Source organism: Actinoplanes sp. L3-i22 (assembly GCF_019704555.1).
GTDB lineage: Bacteria > Actinomycetota > Actinomycetes > Mycobacteriales > Micromonosporaceae > Actinoplanes.
This window is the reverse complement of the sequence record NZ_AP024745.1, coordinates 3,220,569-3,238,411: the sequence shown is the minus strand read 5'-3', so window position 1 is coordinate 3,238,411 and position 17,843 is coordinate 3,220,569. Positions and strand designations below refer to the sequence as shown.

At 72.0% G+C, this 17,843-nt stretch carries 18 protein-coding genes; 9 read left to right on the top strand and 9 right to left on the bottom strand.

All coding sequences use genetic code 11. From position 1 onward, the window contains the following. Positions 1–20: 20 nt before the first annotated feature. Positions 21–1,775, bottom strand: a complete 1,755-nt coding sequence (locus tag L3i22_RS14335) for a LamG domain-containing protein (protein ID WP_255658220.1) — start codon at positions 1,773–1,775, stop codon at positions 21–23. Between the two features lie 124 nt (positions 1,776–1,899). Between L3i22_RS14335 and L3i22_RS14330 the strand changes: the two genes are divergently transcribed. The 3 genes from L3i22_RS14330 to L3i22_RS14320 are packed head-to-tail and all read left to right on the top strand — an operon-like array spanning position 1,900 to position 4,764. Beyond that, positions 1,900–2,331 carry a hypothetical protein gene (locus L3i22_RS14330; protein ID WP_221329956.1) on the top strand — a complete coding sequence of 144 codons (432 nt, stop codon included), beginning with the start codon at positions 1,900–1,902 and terminating at the stop codon, positions 2,329–2,331. 9 nt (positions 2,332–2,340) lie between these two features. Continuing rightward, positions 2,341–3,111, top strand: a complete 771-nt coding sequence (locus L3i22_RS14325; RefSeq protein WP_221327457.1) for an LLM class F420-dependent oxidoreductase — start codon at positions 2,341–2,343, stop codon at positions 3,109–3,111. A gap of 42 nt (positions 3,112–3,153) precedes the next feature. Continuing rightward, positions 3,154–4,764: a phosphatidylserine/phosphatidylglycerophosphate/cardiolipin synthase family protein gene (locus tag L3i22_RS14320; protein ID WP_221327456.1), complete on the top strand. Its 1,611-nt coding sequence runs from the start codon at positions 3,154–3,156 to the stop codon at positions 4,762–4,764. Positions 4,765–5,059: 295 nt separating this feature from the next. Here the strand turns inward: L3i22_RS14320 and L3i22_RS14315 are convergent, their stop codons facing one another. Further along, complete coding sequence (locus L3i22_RS14315) at positions 5,060–6,517, bottom strand: GntP family permease (protein WP_221327455.1); 1,458 nt, start codon at positions 6,515–6,517, stop codon at positions 5,060–5,062. 250 nt (positions 6,518–6,767) lie between these two features. Then, the gene (locus L3i22_RS14310) at positions 6,768–7,292 is read right to left on the bottom strand and encodes a MarR family winged helix-turn-helix transcriptional regulator (RefSeq protein ID WP_221327454.1); all 525 of its coding nucleotides are present in this window, start codon (positions 7,290–7,292) and stop codon (positions 6,768–6,770) included. An 89-nt stretch (positions 7,293–7,381) separates the two neighbouring features. Between L3i22_RS14310 and L3i22_RS14305 the strand changes: the two genes are divergently transcribed. Then, a complete protein-coding gene (locus L3i22_RS14305; RefSeq protein WP_221327453.1) occupies positions 7,382–8,008 on the top strand; it encodes an FMN-dependent NADH-azoreductase in 627 nt (208 codons plus the stop codon). Positions 8,009–8,224: 216 nt separating this feature from the next. Here the strand turns inward: L3i22_RS14305 and L3i22_RS14300 are convergent, their stop codons facing one another. Continuing rightward, on the bottom strand, positions 8,225–8,893 hold the full coding sequence (locus L3i22_RS14300; RefSeq protein ID WP_370644539.1) for a response regulator: 669 nt from the start codon (positions 8,891–8,893) through the stop codon (positions 8,225–8,227). A gap of 152 nt (positions 8,894–9,045) precedes the next feature. Next, a complete protein-coding gene (locus L3i22_RS14295) occupies positions 9,046–10,215 on the bottom strand; it encodes a sensor histidine kinase (protein WP_221327451.1) in 1,170 nt (389 codons plus the stop codon). Between the two features lie 116 nt (positions 10,216–10,331). On the opposite strand from L3i22_RS14295, the gene L3i22_RS14290 reads away from it, so the two are divergent. Continuing rightward, on the top strand, positions 10,332–10,991 hold the full coding sequence (locus L3i22_RS14290) for a GAP family protein (protein ID WP_221327450.1): 660 nt from the start codon (positions 10,332–10,334) through the stop codon (positions 10,989–10,991). A gap of 164 nt (positions 10,992–11,155) precedes the next feature. Here the strand turns inward: L3i22_RS14290 and L3i22_RS14285 are convergent, their stop codons facing one another. After that, the gene (locus L3i22_RS14285; protein ID WP_221327449.1) at positions 11,156–11,827 is read right to left on the bottom strand and encodes an SDR family oxidoreductase; all 672 of its coding nucleotides are present in this window, start codon (positions 11,825–11,827) and stop codon (positions 11,156–11,158) included. 72 nt (positions 11,828–11,899) lie between these two features. On the opposite strand from L3i22_RS14285, the gene L3i22_RS14280 reads away from it, so the two are divergent. Beyond that, positions 11,900–12,424 (top strand): TetR/AcrR family transcriptional regulator, encoded by a 525-nt coding sequence (locus L3i22_RS14280; protein ID WP_221327448.1) that lies wholly within the window; start codon positions 11,900–11,902, stop codon positions 12,422–12,424. Here the strand turns inward: L3i22_RS14280 and L3i22_RS14275 are convergent. Together L3i22_RS14275 and L3i22_RS14270 are read right to left on the bottom strand one after the other, a co-directional pair. Next, positions 12,410–13,015 carry a TetR family transcriptional regulator gene (locus tag L3i22_RS14275; protein WP_221327447.1) on the bottom strand — a complete coding sequence of 202 codons (606 nt, stop codon included), beginning with the start codon at positions 13,013–13,015 and terminating at the stop codon, positions 12,410–12,412. The genes L3i22_RS14280 and L3i22_RS14275 overlap by 15 nt on opposite strands. Then, complete coding sequence (locus L3i22_RS14270; protein WP_221327446.1) at positions 13,012–14,523, bottom strand: MFS transporter; 1,512 nt, start codon at positions 14,521–14,523, stop codon at positions 13,012–13,014. Before L3i22_RS14270 ends, L3i22_RS14275 begins: the two co-directional genes overlap by 4 nt. Before the next feature lie 124 nt (positions 14,524–14,647). Here L3i22_RS14270 and L3i22_RS14265 point away from each other — a divergent pair, with 124 nt between their 5' ends. The 3 genes from L3i22_RS14265 (at position 14,648) to L3i22_RS14255 (ending at position 15,777) form a co-directional block, all read left to right on the top strand. Then, positions 14,648–14,806: a hypothetical protein gene (locus tag L3i22_RS14265; RefSeq protein WP_221327445.1), complete on the top strand. Its 159-nt coding sequence runs from the start codon at positions 14,648–14,650 to the stop codon at positions 14,804–14,806. Positions 14,807–14,945: 139 nt separating this feature from the next. Then, positions 14,946–15,194 (top strand): hypothetical protein, encoded by a 249-nt coding sequence (locus L3i22_RS14260; protein WP_221327444.1) that lies wholly within the window; start codon positions 14,946–14,948, stop codon positions 15,192–15,194. Positions 15,195–15,225: 31 nt separating this feature from the next. Beyond that, entirely contained in the window at positions 15,226–15,777 is a 552-nt protein-coding gene (locus tag L3i22_RS14255; protein WP_221327443.1) for an SMI1/KNR4 family protein, read from the top strand. 102 nt (positions 15,778–15,879) lie between these two features. Here the strand turns inward: L3i22_RS14255 and htpG are convergent, their stop codons facing one another. Continuing rightward, on the bottom strand, positions 15,880–17,724 hold the full coding sequence (htpG, locus tag L3i22_RS14250) for a molecular chaperone HtpG (protein ID WP_221327442.1): 1,845 nt from the start codon (positions 17,722–17,724) through the stop codon (positions 15,880–15,882). Positions 17,725–17,843 lie beyond the last annotated feature (119 nt).

The window sequence follows — 17,843 nt, the reverse complement described above, 5'->3', positions numbered from 1 at the left end:
GGACCGGGATGACATCTCCCCTACCCGATGTGCACCCACACGTCGTCCAGGGTTCCGTGGAACTGGTCGTTGTTCGCGCCGGCGCCCTTGCCGCCGACGGTCAGCGGCGACGTGGTGTCGACCGCGAGCGTGGCCGGCACCGGCACGCTGGTCTGCGGCACGTCGTCGACCAGGATCGACAGGGTCGGGCCGGTGCGCCGGCACTCCAGGCTGTGCCAGTTCCCGTCGGCCACCGAGACGCGGCTGCGGGCGAGGTGGACGGTGTCGTCGCCGAAGCCGCAACTGGGCTTGCCGGAGACACCGTCGACCTGCAGTTTGTACTGGCCACCCCCGGTCGAGTAGCCCTTCTGCAGGATGTTCTCGCCGCTGGACGTCTCGGCCGGGGACAGCAGCACGCCCGCGCCGTACCGAATGGGCTGGGTTCCGGGGTTGAGGTCCGGGGTCGACTCGCCCTGCAGGACCAGTCGCGGGCAGGTCGCGCCGGTGCACTTCGCCGGGAACTGCAGCGCCTGTCCGTTGCCGTGGGTGACCAGTCGCGGCGTGGCGCCGTTGCGCGTCACCGTCCGCAACAGGTGCTGGTGCCCGGAGCCGTCGTCGAACGTCCCGTCCGCGATCGTGGTGTCGAAGTTGTACGCCGCCACGTACTCCGCGGTGCTCTCCAGCGGCTTCGGGGCGACCGCGCCGAACTCCGCGTACCGTTTGCGCGGCAGCCCGCCGACCGTGGTGAAGTCCCCGGCCGCGCTGATCGACCCGAGCTCCGGGCTGGCCGCCAGGGACCGCGTCCCGGCCACCCCGTTCGCCTGCGGCGCCCAGTCGAGCAGGTTGCCCTGCGGGTCGACGGCGGCCAGCTTGCCGCGCGCCACCGAGCCGTCCGTGCAACTGCCCTTGACCCCGTTGTTCGTGGTGGTGCAGGCCTTGTCGAAGTGCCCGCCGACGTAGACCGTCCCGCCCAGCACGGTGATCGCCTGCGCGTCGCCGTCGAACACCCGGGTCCAGCGGGTCCCGCCCGCCCGGTTGTACGCCACCGCCCGCCCACCCTGGCCGCCGAGCGCCGCGTACACCCCGTCCGCGGCCGCGGCCAGCGCGAACACCTGGGACACCGGCTTCGGCAGGAACGTCGGGTCGAGCACCCCGGTGACCGGGTCGACCGCGGTCAGCCGCAGCGACGAGCGGACGTTGTTGGTCCGGTGGAAGCTGCCGCCGAGGTACACCCGGTCGGGGCCGGCGGCGAGCGCGTGCACGGTGTCGTCGGTGACCGGCGCCCATGGGTCGAGCGCCCCGGTCGCCGTGTCGAACGCGGCCAGGTTGGCCCGCGGCGTCCCGTCCACCGCGGTGATCCGCCCGCCGAGGTAGACCTTGCCGTGCCCGGCGGTGAGCGCGTTCGGCTGCCCGAGGACGGTGTGCCGCAGCGGGGTGAGCACGCCGTCGGCCGCGCCCAGCCCGGCGATCGCGTCCCGGCTCTCGCCATTGACGTGATCGAAGTCACCGGCCGCGTAGACGGTGTCGCCGTCGACGGTCAGCGCCCGCACGTTCGCGTCCGCGCCGGGCTTCCAGTCGAGCAGCGCGCCGGTGCGCGAGTCGAACGCGGCCAGCCGGGTACGTTCCACGGTGCGGCCGCCGACGATCGCCCGGGTGAAGTTGCCACCGACGTAGACGGTGCTGCCGCGGTAGGCGACCGCGTAGACCGAGCCGTTGAAGGACGGGGAGGTCACCGGGCTCGGCGAGACGATCTCGGCATAGGCCGTGCCACCGGCCGCGGCCAGGATAGTCGCCAAACCGGCAATAAGGGCTTTTTTCTGGAGATTAGCCACGTTGGTAGCTAACTTCCCAGCTCCACAAAGGTGGCGGGGCCAACTATGCTGCCGCGTACTGCAATCGAGAAAGGGGAATGCCGTGCCGATGCGCCGCCGCACCGCCATGACCGTCACCCTGCTCGCGGTCGCCGCCCTGGCCGCGGGCTGCGAGATCAAGGTGAACCCCGGCTCGGTTTCCGCGCCGTTCAGCGTCGCGCCGATCCCGTCGGCCTCGGCGGGCCAGCCGATGTACGTGTGCACCGCGGTCTACAAGATCCTCACCGACGGCGCGGTCCAGGCCGCCGCCTACGCGACCGGCTCGGACGCCGCCGCCAAGGACGGGCTGCGCAAGACCTTCACCGAGATGGCCGGCCAGGTCACCGCGGCCGGCGCGAAGAGCGACGACCCGGCCCAGAAGACCGCCGTCGACCAGGTGGCCGCCGCGCTGACCACGGCCGGCCAGGCCGAGGACCCGCAGGCGTTCCTGAACGGCGAGTTCAGCACGATCGGGCAGAAAATCGATGGCACCTGCCAATAAACTCCGGCCATGAGCGAAAGGCCGGTTCGGATCGGGCTGCAGCTGCAGCCACAGCACATGGATTACGCCACCATCCGGCGCACCGCCGCCGAGGCCGAGGAGGCCGGCGTCGACGTGCTGTTCAACTGGGACCACTTCTATCCGCTGTACGGCGAGCCGGACGGCCTGCACTTCGAGTGCTGGACGATGCTGGCCGCCTGGGCCGAGTCCACCTCCCGGGTCGAGATCGGCGCCCTGGTCTCCTGCAACAGCTACCGCAACCCGGAACTCCTCGCCGACATGGCCCGCACGGTCGACCACATCAGCGAGGGCCGGCTCATCCTCGGCATCGGCTCGGGCTGGTTCGAGCGCGACTACACGGAGTACGGCTACGACTTCGGCACCGCCGGCGGACGCCTCGACGACCTGGCCACGGCACTGCCCCGGATCGAGTCCCGCTGGGGCAAGCTCAACCCGCCGCCGACCCGCGAGATCCCGGTGCTGATCGGCGGTGGCGGCGAGAAGAAGACGCTGCGCCTGGTCGCCAAGCACGCCGACATCTGGCACTCGTTCGCCGACGCGGAGACCCTCGAACGCAAGCTCGGCATCCTGCACGAGCACTGCGCCGCGGTCGGCCGCGACCCGGCCGAGATCGAGGTCTCGGTCGGCGGCAAGGAGGCCACCCGCACCCGGATGCACGAACTGGGCGCCCGCCTGTTCACCGTCGGCACCGGCGGCCCCAAGCCCGACCTGGGTGAGCTGCGCGACATGATCGCCTGGCGGGACGAGATCAACGCCTGACGGCGGCTACCGGACGGTGCGGGTTTCCGGTGTAATCACCGGATGTCGCCTGCATCGCCGTTGACCGATCTGATCGGACGGTACCTGCCACCGGCCACCGAGGCGTGCCCGACCTTCACCGAGAACTCCCGCTTCGAGCCGATCATCGACGGGGTCACCTACTTCACCGAGCTGGCCGGGCACATGGACGCCCTGGGCCCCGGCGATGCCGTCTACATCGCCGGGTACCAGGCCGACCCGCATCTCGACCTGACCGGGCGCGCCGCCGGGGAGAACGGCTACCGTCCGTTCACCGACGTGCTCGCCGAGAAGGCCGCGGACGGCGTCGACGTGCGGATCGTGCTGAGCGCCGCCGAGTACTCCGGCGGCACCCCCTGGCTGCCGATCGGCCCGTTCCTGGCGAACACCCTGGCCGCCCGGGTGATCCGGGCGTGGAAGCCGTCGACCCGGGACACCGGGCCAACCCTGGACGACCGGGTGCTGCTGGACTGGTCCGGCCCGCTGCTCGGGTCCAACCATCAGAAGCTGGTGGTGTTCAGCCACGGTGGGGTGCTCACCGCGTACGTCGGCGGTCTCGATCTTTCCCCGACCCGTTTCGATCACTCGCCGCACCGCCGGCTCCGGCTCGGGGTGCACCGCTGGGGCTGGCACGACGCGGCCGCACGCCTGCACGGGCCGGCCGCGGTCCGGGTCCGGGAGACGTTCCAGTTCCGCTGGCGGAACACCGCCGCCCTGCCACCGCGGTTCATCGCCAAGGCCCTGTCGCCGGAGTACTTCCACCTGTCCACCGGCGAGCGGGTCGAGATCAACCCGCCGGGCGCGCCGCTCGACCTGCCGCCGGTGCCGGACCAGCCGGACCACCCGGCCGAGGGCACGGCGGTCCAGGTGGTGCGCTCCTACCGCCCGTGGCGTCTCTACCGCCATCGCGCGTGGCACCGGATGCGGCGGGCCAACGTGGTCCGGGCCGGCATCCAGGAGGTCTACCACGCGATGGCCACCGCGATCGGCGCCGCCGAGCGGTACATCTACCTCGAGGACCAGTACTTCCACGAGGCTCCCGGCGGCGATCCCCGATTCCAGTTGTACGGCGGCCTGCGGGCGGCGGCCCGCCGCGGCGTCAAGGTCATCCTGATCGGCTCCGGCCGCAAGGATCCGGCCGACGGCGGCAGCAGCACCGTGCGCCCGGTGATCACCCACGATCTGCGCCGCCGGGTGCTGGACCGCCTGCCGGCCGCCGACCGCCGCAACGTGGTGATGTACCGGATCGACAACCTGACCGTGCACACCAAGCTCATGCTGGTCGACGACGTCTTCGCCAGCATCGGCTCGGCGAACTTCTTCAGCCGCTCGATGGTCGGCACCGACAGCGAGATCACCTCGACGTTCGTCACCACCGGCGATCTCGTGCGTGACCTGCGGGTCAAGCTGTGGGCCGAGCACCTGCGCACCGACCTGGACAGCGGGCTCGCCCCGTCCCTCGCCGATCTGGACCTCGCTTTGGGCATCTGGCGTCGCGAGTGGCTGCCACCCGGCCATCCGCCGGAGACCTGGCGCCGCCCGGGCCTGCCCGCCGGCTTCGCCCCCGCCGAGTGGGCCCTGACGCCCGCCCGCTACTCCCCCGCGGTGCTGCGCCGCGAAAGGCGACACCCTTGAAAGATCAAATTCTTCATTGCCTCGGCTGCGGCCGATAACTGATCGTCGCTCCCGCGGGGACCCTTCCGGGCCTCGCAAGGGCGCGGGGCGCCCAGAACACGAGACCCGCAAGGGCGATGTCCGTGGGTGGTCGCGGTTTCAAAGGACCCACGCGAGCCGGTTGCCGGGTCGCCGCCCAGCCGCGCGTCGCGGTACCGGTCGAAGGCCGCAAGCGCCGCCCGGCCCGGGCTTCGGCGCGGGCCCGGGCCGAAGCCCGGGCCGAAACGCGGGCCCGGGCAGGGTGTTGTGGGCCGGGTCAGACGATCAGGCTGAGGAGCATCACGCAGCCGAAGCCGACGACCGAGATGATCGTCTCCATCACCGACCAGGTCTTGATGGTCTGCCCGACGGTCATCCCGAAGTACTCCTTGACCAGCCAGAACCCGGCGTCGTTCACGTGCGAGAAGAACAGCGACCCGGACCCGATGGCCAGCACCAGCAGCGACACCGTCGGCTTGTCCAGGGTGGTGGCCAGCGGCGCGACGATGCCGGCCGCCGTGATCGTGGCGACCGTCGCCGAGCCGGTCGCGACCCGGATGCCGACCGCGACCAGGAACCCGAGCAGCAGCGCGTTGATGCTGGCGTCCTTGGCCGCGTCGGCGATCACGTTGCCGACCCCGGTGTCGACCAGGACCTGCTTGAACCCGCCACCCGCGGCGACGATCAGCAGGATGGCCGCGATCGGCGGCAGCGAGCCGCCGATCACCGCGGACGTCTCCCGGCGGTCGAAGCCGGCCCGGTAGCCGAGCGACCACATCGCCAGCAGGACACCGAAGAGCAGCGCGACGACCGGCGTGCCGAGAACTTCGAGGACCGACCGGACATCGTTGCCCTCGGCCAGGGTCAGCTCGGCGATCGCCCGGGCGAGCATCAGCACGATCGGCAGCAGCACGGTGAGGACGGCGGGCCAGAAGCCGGGGTTCCGGCGGCGCCCCTCGGCGCGGTCCGGCACGCCGTCGGCGTCGAGGTCAGCCGGGTTCCCGGGGCCGCCGGCGGACCGGTCCGCGTCGAGGTCCGCGCTACCGACACTGCCCACGCCGCCCGCGCCGACCGCGACGGCGGCCCGCGGCACCGCCACCGGCACGCGCGCCGCGATGAAGTTGCCGAAGATCGGGCCGGCCACGATCACCGTCGGGATCGCGCAGATCAGCCCGAACATCAGGGTCAGGCCGAGGTCCGCGTGCAGGCTGTCGATCGCGACGAGCGGACCCGGGTGCGGCGGCACCAGCCCGTGCAGCACGGACAGGCCGGCCAGCGCCGGGATCCCGATCCGCAGCAGCCCCACGTCGGTGCGGCGGGCCACCAGCAGCACGATCGGCACCAGCAGGACCACGCCGATCTCGAAGAACAGCGGAAGCCCGACGAGCGCCGCGACGCCGGCCATCGCCCAGGGCAGGACCGAGCCGGAGACACCGGTGACCAGCCGCTGCACGATGCCGTCCGCGCCGCCGGACTGGGTGAGCAGCGCGCCGATCATCGAGCCGAGCGCGATCAGCACGCCGACGCTGCCGACCGTGCTGCCCAGCCCGGTGGTGAACGAGGTGACGATCTTGGCGGGAGCGGCGCCGGCGACCAGGCCGAGCGTCGCGGTCCCGAGGATGAGGGCGAGGAACGGATGCCATTTGGCCCAGGCGATGAGCACGACGACCACCGCGATGCCGAGCAGCGCGGCAACGACGAGTTGGGTGGTGCCGGCATCGGTGATGGTCGACATGCCGCGCGCTTACCCATCCACCGGATGTTTCACGCCTGTTTCTCAGCCCCGGGCCGGATCACCGCCGTCCCACCCCGCCGGTTTCCCGGCCCCCGGCCCCCGGCCCCCGGCTCCCGGCCGTCTCGCCCTGCGCATTTCGCGCCCCCGGCAGGACCACCGCCGTCTCACCCCGCCGGCTTCTCGGCCCCCGGCAGGACCACCGCCGTCTCACCCCGCCGGCTTCTCGGCCCCCGGCAGGACCACCGCCGTCTCACCCCGCCGGCTTCTCGGCCCCCGGCAGGATCACGGCCGTCTCGCCCTGCCGGTCGAGCGCCTTCCGCAGCGGCCCGGCGGCGGCCGGGTGGCCCGGCCCGCGGAGCACCTTCTCCAGCGCGCCGGCCACGACGATCGCCTCCTCGGGCGACATCAGCCCGGTGAAGTGCCGCCGGATCCCGTCCAGGTAGACCGGCGCCGCCTCGCGCAACCGGGCCCGCCCGGCCTCGGTGATCGCCGCGTGCGCCGAGCGGCGGTCGTCCGGATTCGACTCCCGGACGACGAGCCCGGCGGCGGCGAGCTGATCGACGACCCGGCTGACCCGGGTGCGGCTGACCACGGCCCGCTCCCCCAGCTCGCCCATGCTCAGCCGCCCGGCCGGCGCGTGGCGCAGCTCGAGCAGCACGTCGTACCAGGTCAGCGGCAGGCCGCAGGCGGACTGCAGGGCGCGGTCGAGGATCGGCACGACGGCGGCGTGCACCCGCAGCAGGGCGGCCCAGGCGGCGGTCTCGGTGTCGCTCATCACCCCAGCCTAGCGAATTCTTGTGCGTGCGCACACACCAGGCGTAGAAATGTGCGTGCGCACGCACTGCGCTTGTCGAAGGAGAAATCGTGAAGCTGCTGCACATCGCCGCCTCGCCGCGCGGCGGACAGTCCGAGTCCCTGGCCCTGGCCGACACCTTCCTGACCGCGGCCCACCTGGCCCATCCCGACATCCAGATCGTCGAGTGGAACCTGTGGGACGGCACGCTGCCCCCGTTCGGCCCGGACGCCGCCGCCGCCAAGATGGCCGTCTTCGCCGGCGAGACCCCGACCGGCGCGGCCGCCGAGGCGTGGGACGCGGCGATCGCCACGTTCCGCCGCTTCGACGACGCCGACCACTATCTGTTCAGCGTGCCGATGTGGAACGCCGGCGTGCCGTACGTCCTCAAGCAGTTGATCGATGTGATCAGCCAGCCCGGCCTGGTCTTCGGCTTCGACCCGGAGCAGGGATATTCCGGTTTGCTGCGGGACAAGAAGGCCGCGGTGATCTACACCAGCGCGGTCTACGGACCCGGCCGCCCGGCGGCCTTCGGCACCGACTTCCAGTCGACCTATCTCGCCGACTGGCTGCGCTGGGCCGGCGTCCACGACCAGCGGGAGATCCACTTCCGCCCGAACCTGGCAACCGCGGACGCCGCCGCGGCCCGCACCCTCGCCCACAACCAGGCCGACGAGCAGGGCAAACTCTTCTTCTGAAGCCGCGGACGCCGCCGTGGCCCGCACCCTCGTCCACGACCGGGCCGACGAGCAGGGCAAGCGCTTCCTCTGAAGCCGCCCTCCCCGCCGAACTCCGGAGAGCAGCCGACCGCCGGAACCACCGAGTCGCCGACACCTTCAGGCGCCCGGCCGCCCAGGAGCACCGACACCCTCGGCCCGGGCCGGCCACACAGGCGCGCCGAGCCGCTGACCGCATCAGGCGAGCCCGGTCTCCTTGGCCAGGATCGCGGCCTGCACCCGGGACGTGCAGCCGAGTTTGCCCAGCACCCGGGACACGTGGGTCTTCGCCGTCGCCTCGCTGATCGCCAGTTCGGCGGCGAGATCCGCGTTGGACAGCCCCCGGCCGAGCGCCGCGAGCACGTCCCGCTCCCGCGCGGTGAGCGCGGCAACGCCGGCGGTCGTGGCCGGACCGGCAGACACTGCGAGACCGGCCGGGCCGGGACCAGCGGGGCTTGCCGGACCGGCGGCGACCGGCCGGGCCGGCGGCGTGGGTGGCGTCGCGGCGAACGCGGCGAGCAGGCGCCGGGTCACCTCCGGCGCCAGGAAGCCGTCCCCGTCCGCGACCCGGCGCACCGCGTCGATCAGCGCGTGCGGCTCGACCGATTTGAGGAGGAACCCGGCCGCGCCCGCCCGCAGCGCCCCGAACAGATAGTCGTCGAAGTCGAACGTGGTCAGAATCAGCACGTCGGACACCCCGGCCGCGGTGATCGCCCGGGTCGCGGTGATCCCGTCGGTCCCGGGCATCCGGATGTCCATCAGGACCACATCCGGGCGCAGCACCGCGGCCTGCCGGATCGCGACCGCTCCGTCGGCGGCCTCCCCCACCACGACGATGTCGGCCGCCTGCTCCAGCATGAGCCGCATCCCGGCCCGGATCGCGGCGTGGTCGTCGGCCAGCAGGAGCCGGATCACGGGCCGACCTCCGGTCACGGAACGGCCGCCGGTCACGGAACGGCCGCCGGTCACGGAACGGCCGCCGGTCACGGAACGGCCGCCGGTCACGGAACGGCCGCCGGTCACGGAACGGCCGCCGGGTGCAGGGGCAGCATCGCCCGTACCCGGAAATGGTCTTCGTCGTGGGCGGCCGTGAGAATCCCGCCCAGCAGGGCGGCGCGGTCCTGGATGGAGAGCAGGCCGGTGCCGGCGCTCAGCGCCGCATGGTCGGCGGCGCCGCCGCGGGTCAGGGTGTTGGTGACCGACACGGCAACGTGGTCGCCGGCCTGCCGGACCTCCAGGGACACGTCGGCGCCCGGGGCATGCTTGGCCGCGTTGGTCAGCGCCTCCCGCACGATCCGGTAGACCGTGTGCGACACCGACGCCGGCAGCTCCGGGATGTCGTCGACGCGCGACGTGATCCGCAGGCCGGTGGCCGACCGGACCAGCGCGGGCAGGCGGTCCAGGCCACCCGGCAGCGTCGGGTCCGCCGCCGCGGGGTCGTCCGCACGCAACAACATGATCATCGAGCGCATCTCCTCGAGAGCCGCGAGGCTGCTGGTCCGGACCGCGCGCAGGGTGTCCCGATCGCGCGCGGTGTCCGGCGGCCGGGCCAGCGCCGCGCCCGAGTGGATCGCCGTGGTGGACAGGTGCGCGGCGATGACGTCGTGCAGGTCGCGGGCCATCGCCGCGCGTTCGGCGAGCACCGCGTCCCGGGCCGTCCGCTCGGCGTCGAGACGGCCCAGCTCGCGCTGCCGGCGGATGTTGGCCGCCCACCACAGCGGCACGAACAGCAACGGTGTCAGCTGCAGGACGATGAACACCGCGATCCGGAACTCGCCGGTGGCGAGCCCGCCGACCACGCTCGCCGTGCCGATCACCACGAACACGGCCGTGGTGACCGCCGTCCGGGCGCGCGCGGTCGCGAACAGCCCGGCCGAGAAGATCAGGTCGAACAGGACCACGACCAGACCCACGCTGCCGCCGAGGACCGTGTCGGCCGCGGTCACCAGCACGCCCGCGACCAGCGCCGGCACCGGACGGCGGCGTTTGCCGAGCATGGCGAGACAACCGAGGGCCAGCAGCACGGTGTGCCCGGGCCCGGAGACGCCGGCCAGGGCGCCCGGCACCGGCAGCGACCAGACGCCGGTCAGGCCGAGCAGGTTGAAGGCCAGGCCGGCGGCGAACGTGGCCGCGGCGGTTCCGATGTCCTGCCACCGGGTGCTGCTGCGCCAGCGCGCTCTCAGGCCCACGGGTCCATCCCATCACGGGACGGGGCCACGGTCGTACATCGAAGGATGTATGACCTTGTGCCCCGGCCATCCTTCAGCCGACGCGCGGACCGGGACCCGCAGCGGACCCTGCGGTCATGGACCTCGCGCTTCTCGGCTCGCTGGCGGTGCTCGCGCTGATCGACTCGACCAGTTTCGGGACGCTGCTGATCCCGATCTGGCTGCTGCTCGACCCCGGGCCGGTTCGGGTCGGGCGAATACTCACCTTTCTCGGGACGGTAGCGGCCTTCTACCTGGTCGTGGGCGTCGCCATGGCGATGGGCGCGAGCGCCTTCCTGCCCCGGATCGGCCACGTGCTGGACACCCCGGCCGTGGTCTGGGGACAGCTGGTGCTCGGCGTCGCGCTGTTCTTCTGGAGCTTCCGGCTGGACGGCAGACGCCGGCCGCTGCCCCGGGTCAGCGAGCGGAACGTCGTCGGCCTGGCACTGGTGGCGGCAGCCGCCGAGGTGTCGACGATGCTGCCCTACCTCGCCGCGATCGGGCTGCTCACCAGCGCGGAGCTGCCGATCGTGCGGGTCGTGCCGGTGATGGCCGGTTACTGCCTGCTGATGATCGGGCCGGCCCTGGTGCTGCTGGTGGTGCGGACGGTCGCCGGGGACCGGGTCAGCGGGCTGTTGACCCGGTTCAGCGAGTGGATGGCGAAGAGCAGCTCGGTGTCGTGGATCGTCGGCATCGTGGGTTTCCTCCTTGCCTACGACGCGGCCGGTCGCCTCAGTCTTCTCCGCTGGGGAGGCTGATGGGAGTTATCCACACTGGGCGGTTGTCCACAGGCCACGACCCGATCTTGCGCGGATTCGGGGACAATGGGCGGTGGCGGTCAGCCCCCGGTGGGTGGGGTCTCTACCGCGCCGCTCCCGGCCTCCGTCGCGCCGCGCCCGCTCCCGGCTCGGCCGCGCCGGGCTCAGGCGGACAGGCCGGCCTTGACCTGCCGGGTCACGTCGTCCGCCAAAACCTCGGGCACCCCCGCCACCACCCCGTCCAGCGCCAGCTTGGCCACCACCGCCGGGTCCACCTTCTGGTCGGCCGGGACGAACGCGGCCATGTCGGTGTCCATGTACCCGACGTGCAGCGCGGTCACCGTGATCCCCTTCGGCGCGAGCTGCTCCCGGGTCGCGTTGGTCAGCGCCCACGCCGCGGCCTTCGTCGCCGAGTAGGCGCCGAACCCGCCCGGGTGCAGCCAGGACAGCACGGACAGCACGTTGAGCACCGCTCCCCCGCCGTTGGCCTCGAGCACCGGGGCGAACGCCCGGGTGACCGCGAGCGGCCCGAAGTAGTTGGTCTCCAACTCGGCGCGGATCAGGTCCAGGTCGCCGTCGAGCAGCGTCTGGCCGGTCGCGGCGCCGGCGTTGTTGATCACGAGGGTGGCGTCCGAGGCGGCGGCGGCGGCCGCGGCGACGGAGGCCGGGTCGGTGACGTCGAGCTGCAGCGGGATGGCGCCGGGCAGGTCGATCGATTCCGGGCGGCGGGCCGCGGCGTAGACCTTGGCGCCGCGTTCGAGCAGCTGAGTGGCGAGGTGACGGCCGAGGCCGCGGTTGGCGCCGGTGACGACCGCTACTGCGTTGGTGAGTTCCATGAGAATTAGATTACGAGCGTCATCTAAAACTCGCAAGGTAATAGATGACACACGCCATCTATAGTTGGCCGCATGGGACGCGTATCGCAGGCACAGGCCAGGGAGAACCGGGACCGGATCGTCGCGACGGCAGCCCGGCTCTTCCGGGAGCGGGGCATCGCCGGGGTCAGCGTCGCGGACGTGAGCGCGGCGGCCGGGCTCACCCACGGCGGCTTCTACAAGCAGTTCGAGTCGAAGGAAGCCCTGGTCACCGAGGCGATCGCGTACGCCTTCGCGGAGCAGTCGGAGCGCGCCGGCAACAGCCCGGCGTTCCTCGACGAATATCTCTCCGCCGAGCACCGGGACCAGCCCGGCCTGGGCTGCCCGACGGCCGGGTTCGCCGGTGACGTCGCCCGCGCGGCCGGTGGCGACGAGGCCCGGCAGGCCTACGCCGACGGGGTCGCCGCCTACGCCCGGATGCTGGGCACCGCCGACGAGCCGGACCTGGCCGCGGTCAGCATGATGGTCGGCGCGCTGATCCTGTCCCGCGCCACCGCCGGCACCGAGATCTCCGAGCGGCTGCTGGCCGCGGCCCGGGCCGCGCTAGCCGAGCGGTAACCCTTTCTGCAGCAGGTCGAGCCCCTCGATCAGCCGGTCGAAGTCGCGCGGCTCGATCGGGCTCTGGCCGGTCATCCGCCCGGGCGGCAGGATCGCCAGCACCACCCCGGCGACCGCGCCGCCCGCCGCTCGGACCCGGATGTCGTCGGCCGGCAGCCCGGTCCGCTCGGCGAGCACGTCGCAGATCAGGTCGAGCGCCTCGGCCATCTGGTTCAACGCCCGGGCCCGCAGCTCCGGGACCTCGGCGAACAGTCGCTGCCGGCGGCGCTCGCTCTCCCACACCTCCGGCGTGAGCCGGTCGAACACCTCCCGCAGCGCGCGCCGGATCGCCTCGATCGGCGGCACCTCGGGAGGCTGCGCGCGGGCCGCCTCGACCATCATCGGGTCGTAGTCGTCGACCAGGATCACGTCCTCCTTGGCCGGGAAGTACCGGAAGAACGTGCTCGGCGAGACCTCGGCCGCCTCCGCGATCTGGTCCACGGTGGTCGACGCGTACCCCTGCTCCTCGAACAACCGCATCGCGTGCTCGCGGATGGCGGCCCGGGTCTTCGCCTTCTTGCGTTCGCGCAGACTGGTCGGGGTCGCTGTCATACCCCCGATTCTGCCAGCACGGTCTCCGGGGAAGTGGGCGCCGGGCGGCGCACGTGCCGGGGCAGGATCAGCGCGAGCAGCACCCCGGCCGCCGCGACCGCCCCGGTGGTGACCAGCGCGACGGCCATCCCGTGGGTGAACGCGTGCCGGACCACGTCGAGCATCCCCGGGTCCCCGCTCCGCTGGGCGAGCGCGACCCCGGACGCGGCGCTGTCGCGTGCGGCGGCCGGCAGTCCGGCGGCGTCGATCCCGTCCCGGTACCCGGCGTTCAGCACGGTGCCCAGCACGGCGACCCCGATCGCGGAGCCGACCTGGCGCATCGCCTGGATCAGGCCGGAGCCGACGCCGCTGCGCTCCGGGGTGAGGGCGGCGAGGGCGGCGTTCATCGACGGCGGGATGGTGAACCCGAGGCCGAGCCCGGCGACCGTCACCCAGGCGGCGACGTAGCCGTACCCGGTGTCCACTCCGGTCCGGGCGCCGGCGAAGAGCGCGGCGGCCATCAGCGCCAGCCCGGCGCCGACCACGATCCGGGCGCCGATCCGGGTGACCAGCCGGTCCGCGAGCCGGGCGCCGACCAGCAGGCCGCCGATCACCGGGAGCAGCCGCAGGCCGGTGCCGAACGCGTCCTGCCCGCCGACCGCCTGGAAGAACTGCGGCAGCGCGAAGAGCAGCCCGAAGAACCCGAAGCTGGCGACGGTGGCGAGCACCGCGCCGCCGGTGAAGCCCCGGGAGCGGAACAGCTCGAGGTCGATCAGCGGCTCCTTGGCCCGCCGCTGCCAGATCGCCAGGGCGATCAGGGCGAGCACGCCGCCGGCGACGGTCAGCAGCGACGCCGGGTCGTCGAGGCCGTGATCGCCGGCTTCGATGATCCCGTAGGTCACCGCGACCAGCCCCGCGGCGGACAGGATCACGCCGGGCAGGTCGACCCGCCGCGTCCGGTCGCCGTGCGACTCCGGCACCCAGGCGGTCACCGCGAGCAGCCCGAACGCCACGATCGGCAGGTTGATCAGGAAGACCGAGCCCCACCAGAAGTGGTCGAGCAGCCAGCCGCCCAGCAGCGGGCCGAGTGGGATGCCCAGGGCGTTCGCGGTCACCCAGATGGTCAGCGCGCGCGGCCGGGTCCGCTCGTCGAAGACCACGGTGAGGACCGCGCCGATCAGCGGCATGATCACCGCGGAGGCGAGGCCGAGGACGGCCCGGGCCGCGATCAGCTGGCCGGTGCTGTCCGCCCAGGCGCACCAGGCGGACGCGGCGCCGAACAGCGCCAGGGCGCCGAGCAGGAACCGCTTGCGGCCGTACCGATCGCCGAGCATGCCGGCCGGCAGCAGCACCGCCGCCAGGACCAGCAGATAGGAGTTGGTGAACCACTGGAGATCCCCGGTGGTCGCGCCGAGGTCGTGGGCCAGCGTGGGCAGCGCGACGCTGAGCACCGTGCCGTCGAGGCCGACCGCGAGCGTGCAGAACGCCAATGCGGCGAGCGCGAACCAGCGCGCCTTGGAAGTAGCCATGAAATGAAGGTAACTGTCAAAAGCTAGAGACTTCCAGTTTCCTCAGAGTCCTCTCAGGTTTGGGCGTGCCTTTCCCACAGCTCTCCGGGGTTGTGTGAGGATCATGGATGGGGGTGGGGAGGCCATGAAGAAGATCCTCGGCTGGGTGCTGCTGTTCCTGCTGGTCTTCTGGATCGGCACGAACCCGGGCCCGGCCGCCGACGTGGCGCGCAGCATCGGCGACGGCGTCGCCACGATCTTCACCAACATCGGTACGTTCTTCGTCAACCTCGCGCACGGGTGAGCAGATCAAGCGCACCTGGTTCTGGCTGCTCAAGCACACGGTCAACCGGCTCGCGATCGCCACGATCCGCCGCGGCCGGGGCCCGCTCGCACTGATCCGGCACACCGGCCGGCGGACCGGGAACCGTTACGAGACCCCGATGCTCCTGATCCGGGTCGATGCCGGCTTCGTCGCCGAACTCACCTACGGCCCGGACGTCGCCTGGCTCCGCAACGCCCACGCCGCCGGCGGCTGCACGGTCCTGCACCGCGGCGTCGAGCATCGGATCGACCGCATCGACCCCTACCCCGCCGAGGCCGGCCGCCGGGCCTTCGGCAACCCGGCCGCCCTGCTCCTCCGGCTGACCCGCCGCCGCGACTTCCGCCTGCTCCACGTCGCCCGCGACTGAGAATGTCGGACCCGGCTGGTATCTCTTTCGCATGAACACCGAGCACGCCGATCCCGCCGTCATCACCGAGCTGCGTGCTGCCCTGTGCGCCGATGATCAGGGCAAATCCGCCCTGGGCTGGCCGGCCGTCCACGCCTTCGAGTCCGAGCACGGCGTGACCCTGCCGGAGCCCTACCGCACGTTCGTCGCCGAGGTCTCCGACGGCTCCCACGTCGGGCCGCCCGACTACGGTCTGGTCGCCCTGGCCGACCTCCCGTCCGACTGGGGCCCGGGCCGTTCCGAGCGGGTGCTGGCCAGGCCGTTCCCGCTGACCACGGAGTGGCTGTGGGAGGGCGACGACGAGGAGCCGGACGACGAGCGGCTGGAGCAGACCTTCAACGACGGCTCGGTCGTCCTCGGGACCGACGGCTGCGGGTTGTACTGGCATCTCGTCGTCACCGGCCCGCACCGCGGCCAGGTCTGGATGATCAGCGGGGAGGGCGCGATCCCGTTCGGCGCGGAGTTCGGGCGGGGCGGGGGCGAGCCCGGGTTCGCCGGCTGGGTGCGCCACTGGGCGGCCGGGGAGAGCTGGTTCGAGGAGTGACCGGCCCCGGGCCGTACCCGAAGGGAGGGATCAGCGATGCGCGAGCGGAGAGCGGAGCGCGGCCCCGCAGGACCGCGCTCCGGTTGTGTTCCCCCGCCGTGGTCAGACCGTGCGGGCCAGGCGGTCCGCGAGGAGTTTGGCGAAGCGGGCCGGGTCCTCCAGGTCGCCGCCCTCGGCGAGCAGGGCGGTGCCGTAGAGGAGCTCCGCGGTCTCCGGCAGCGCCGGGTCCTCCGCGCCGCGCTCGTGGGCCGCGCGCAGGCCCGCGACCAGCGCGTGGTTCGGGTTCAGCTCGAGGATCCGCTTGACCCGCGGCCCCTCCTGACCCATCGCGCGGTACATCTTCTCCAGCGCCGGGGTGATGTCGTCCTGGTCGCTGACCAGGCACGCCGCCGACGTGGTCAGGCGGTGCGACAGGCGCACCTCCTTGACCTGCTCGTCCAGCTTGTCCTTGAGGAAGCCGAGCAGCGGGGCGAAGTCACCCTCGGGCTCCTTCTCCTCCTCGTCCTTCTTCAGGTCGACCGAGCCGCGGGCGATCGAGCGCAGCTTCTTCCCGTCGAAGTCGGGGACCGCGTCGACCCAGATCTCGTCGACCGGGTCGGTGAGGACCAGCACCTCGTAACCCTGGGCCGCGAACGCCTCCATGTGCGGCGAGTTCTCCACCTGGGAACGGCTCTCGCCGGTCAGGTAGTAGATCTCGTCCTGGTCCTCCTTCATCCGCTCCACGTAGGCGGCGAGCGTGGTCGGCTCGGTCCCGTGCGTGGTGCCGAACGAGGCGATCTCCAGGATCGGCTTGTGGTTGTCCGGCTCGCTGAGCAGGCCTTCCTTGACCGCCCGGCCGAACTCGCGCCAGAACGTCGCGTACTTCTCCGGGTTGCTGCTCATCAGGTCCTTGATGGTGGACAGGACCTTCTTGACCAGGCGCCGGCGGATCATCTGGATGTGCCGGTCCTGCTGCAGGATCTCGCGGGAGATGTTCAGCGACAGGTCGGCCGCGTCCACGACGCCCTTGACGAAGCGCAGGTAGTCCGGGATCAGCTCCTTGCTGTCGTCCATGATGAAGACGCGCTTGACGTAGAGCTGCAGGCCCCGGCGGGCGTCCCGCTGGAACAGGTCGTGCGGCGCCCGCGACGGGATGAAGAGCAGCGCCTCGTACTCGAAGGTGCCCTCCGCCTTCATGTTGATGATCTCGAGCGGGTCGGTCCAGTCGTGGCTGATGTGCTTGTAGAACTCGTGGTACTCGTCGTCGGTGACCTCGCTGCGCGGGCGGGCCCAGAGCGCCTTCTGCGAGTTCAGCGTCTCGTCGCCGAGGCGGATCGGGAACGAGATGAAGTCCGAGTACCGCTTGACGATCTGCTTGATCCGCCACTCGTCGGCGTAGTCGAAGAGCTGGTCCTCCTCGTCCTTCGGCCGCAGCTGCAGCGTGACCGTCGTGCCGACCGGCGCGTCCGGCTCGTCGTCGATCGTGTACGTGCCCTCGCCGGCGGACTCCCAGCGCGTGCCGTGCCCCTCGGTGCCGGCCTTCCGGGTCACCAGCGTGACCTTGTCGGCGACCATGAACGTCGAGTAGAAGCCGACCCCGAACTGGCCGATCAGCTCGGCGTCGCCCTTCTTCTCGGACGCCTCCTTGAGCTTGGCCAGCAGATCGGCGGTGCCCGACTTGGCGATCGTCCCGATCAGCGCCACGACCTCGTCGTGGGTCATGCCGATCCCGTTGTCCCGGACGATCAGCGTCCGCGCCTCGGTGTCCGCCTCGATCTCGATGTGCAGGTCGGACGTGTCCGCCTCCAGCCCGTCCTGCAGCTTGGCCAGGCGGAGCTTGTCCAGCGCGTCGGACGCGTTCGAGATCAGCTCACGCAGGAAGATGTCCTTGTTCGAATAGATCGAGTGGACCATCAGCTGCAACAGCTGGCGCGCCTCGGCCTGGAACTCCAACGTCTCCATCGTCACCCGTTTCCGTCCTTGTCCGGTGTCCCGCCGATCGTATGACGCCGCCGTCCCGCGCCGGTCACCACCACGGGGAGTCACCGCCTCCGGGTCGATTCCGACACCGCCCTCAGCGTGATCCC

Bases quoted from the DNA above. Each gene is read 5' to 3' on its own strand.
- L3i22_RS14320 (WP_221327456.1), top strand. From the start codon at position 3,154: ATGTCGCCTGCATCGCCGTTGACCGATCTGATCGGACGGTACCTGCCA.
- L3i22_RS14300 (WP_370644539.1), bottom strand. From the start codon at position 8,893: ATGCGGCTCATGCTGGAGCAGGCGGCCGACATCGTCGTGGTGGGGGAG.
- L3i22_RS14255 (WP_221327443.1), top strand. From the start codon at position 15,226: ATGAACACCGAGCACGCCGATCCCGCCGTCATCACCGAGCTGCGTGCT.
- L3i22_RS14325 (WP_221327457.1), top strand. From the start codon at position 2,341: ATGAGCGAAAGGCCGGTTCGGATCGGGCTGCAGCTGCAGCCACAGCAC.
- L3i22_RS14280 (WP_221327448.1), top strand. From the start codon at position 11,900: ATGGGACGCGTATCGCAGGCACAGGCCAGGGAGAACCGGGACCGGATC.
- L3i22_RS14270 (WP_221327446.1), bottom strand. From the start codon at position 14,523: ATGGCTACTTCCAAGGCGCGCTGGTTCGCGCTCGCCGCATTGGCGTTC.
- L3i22_RS14330 (WP_221329956.1), top strand. From the start codon at position 1,900: ATGCGCCGCCGCACCGCCATGACCGTCACCCTGCTCGCGGTCGCCGCC.
- L3i22_RS14315 (WP_221327455.1), bottom strand. From the start codon at position 6,517: ATGTCGACCATCACCGATGCCGGCACCACCCAACTCGTCGTTGCCGCG.
- L3i22_RS14290 (WP_221327450.1), top strand. From the start codon at position 10,332: ATGGACCTCGCGCTTCTCGGCTCGCTGGCGGTGCTCGCGCTGATCGAC.
- L3i22_RS14285 (WP_221327449.1), bottom strand. From the start codon at position 11,827: ATGGAACTCACCAACGCAGTAGCGGTCGTCACCGGCGCCAACCGCGGC.
- L3i22_RS14310 (WP_221327454.1), bottom strand. From the start codon at position 7,292: ATGAGCGACACCGAGACCGCCGCCTGGGCCGCCCTGCTGCGGGTGCAC.
- L3i22_RS14260 (WP_221327444.1), top strand. From the start codon at position 14,946: ATGCTCCTGATCCGGGTCGATGCCGGCTTCGTCGCCGAACTCACCTAC.
- L3i22_RS14275 (WP_221327447.1), bottom strand. From the start codon at position 13,015: ATGACAGCGACCCCGACCAGTCTGCGCGAACGCAAGAAGGCGAAGACC.
- L3i22_RS14265 (WP_221327445.1), top strand. From the start codon at position 14,648: ATGAAGAAGATCCTCGGCTGGGTGCTGCTGTTCCTGCTGGTCTTCTGG.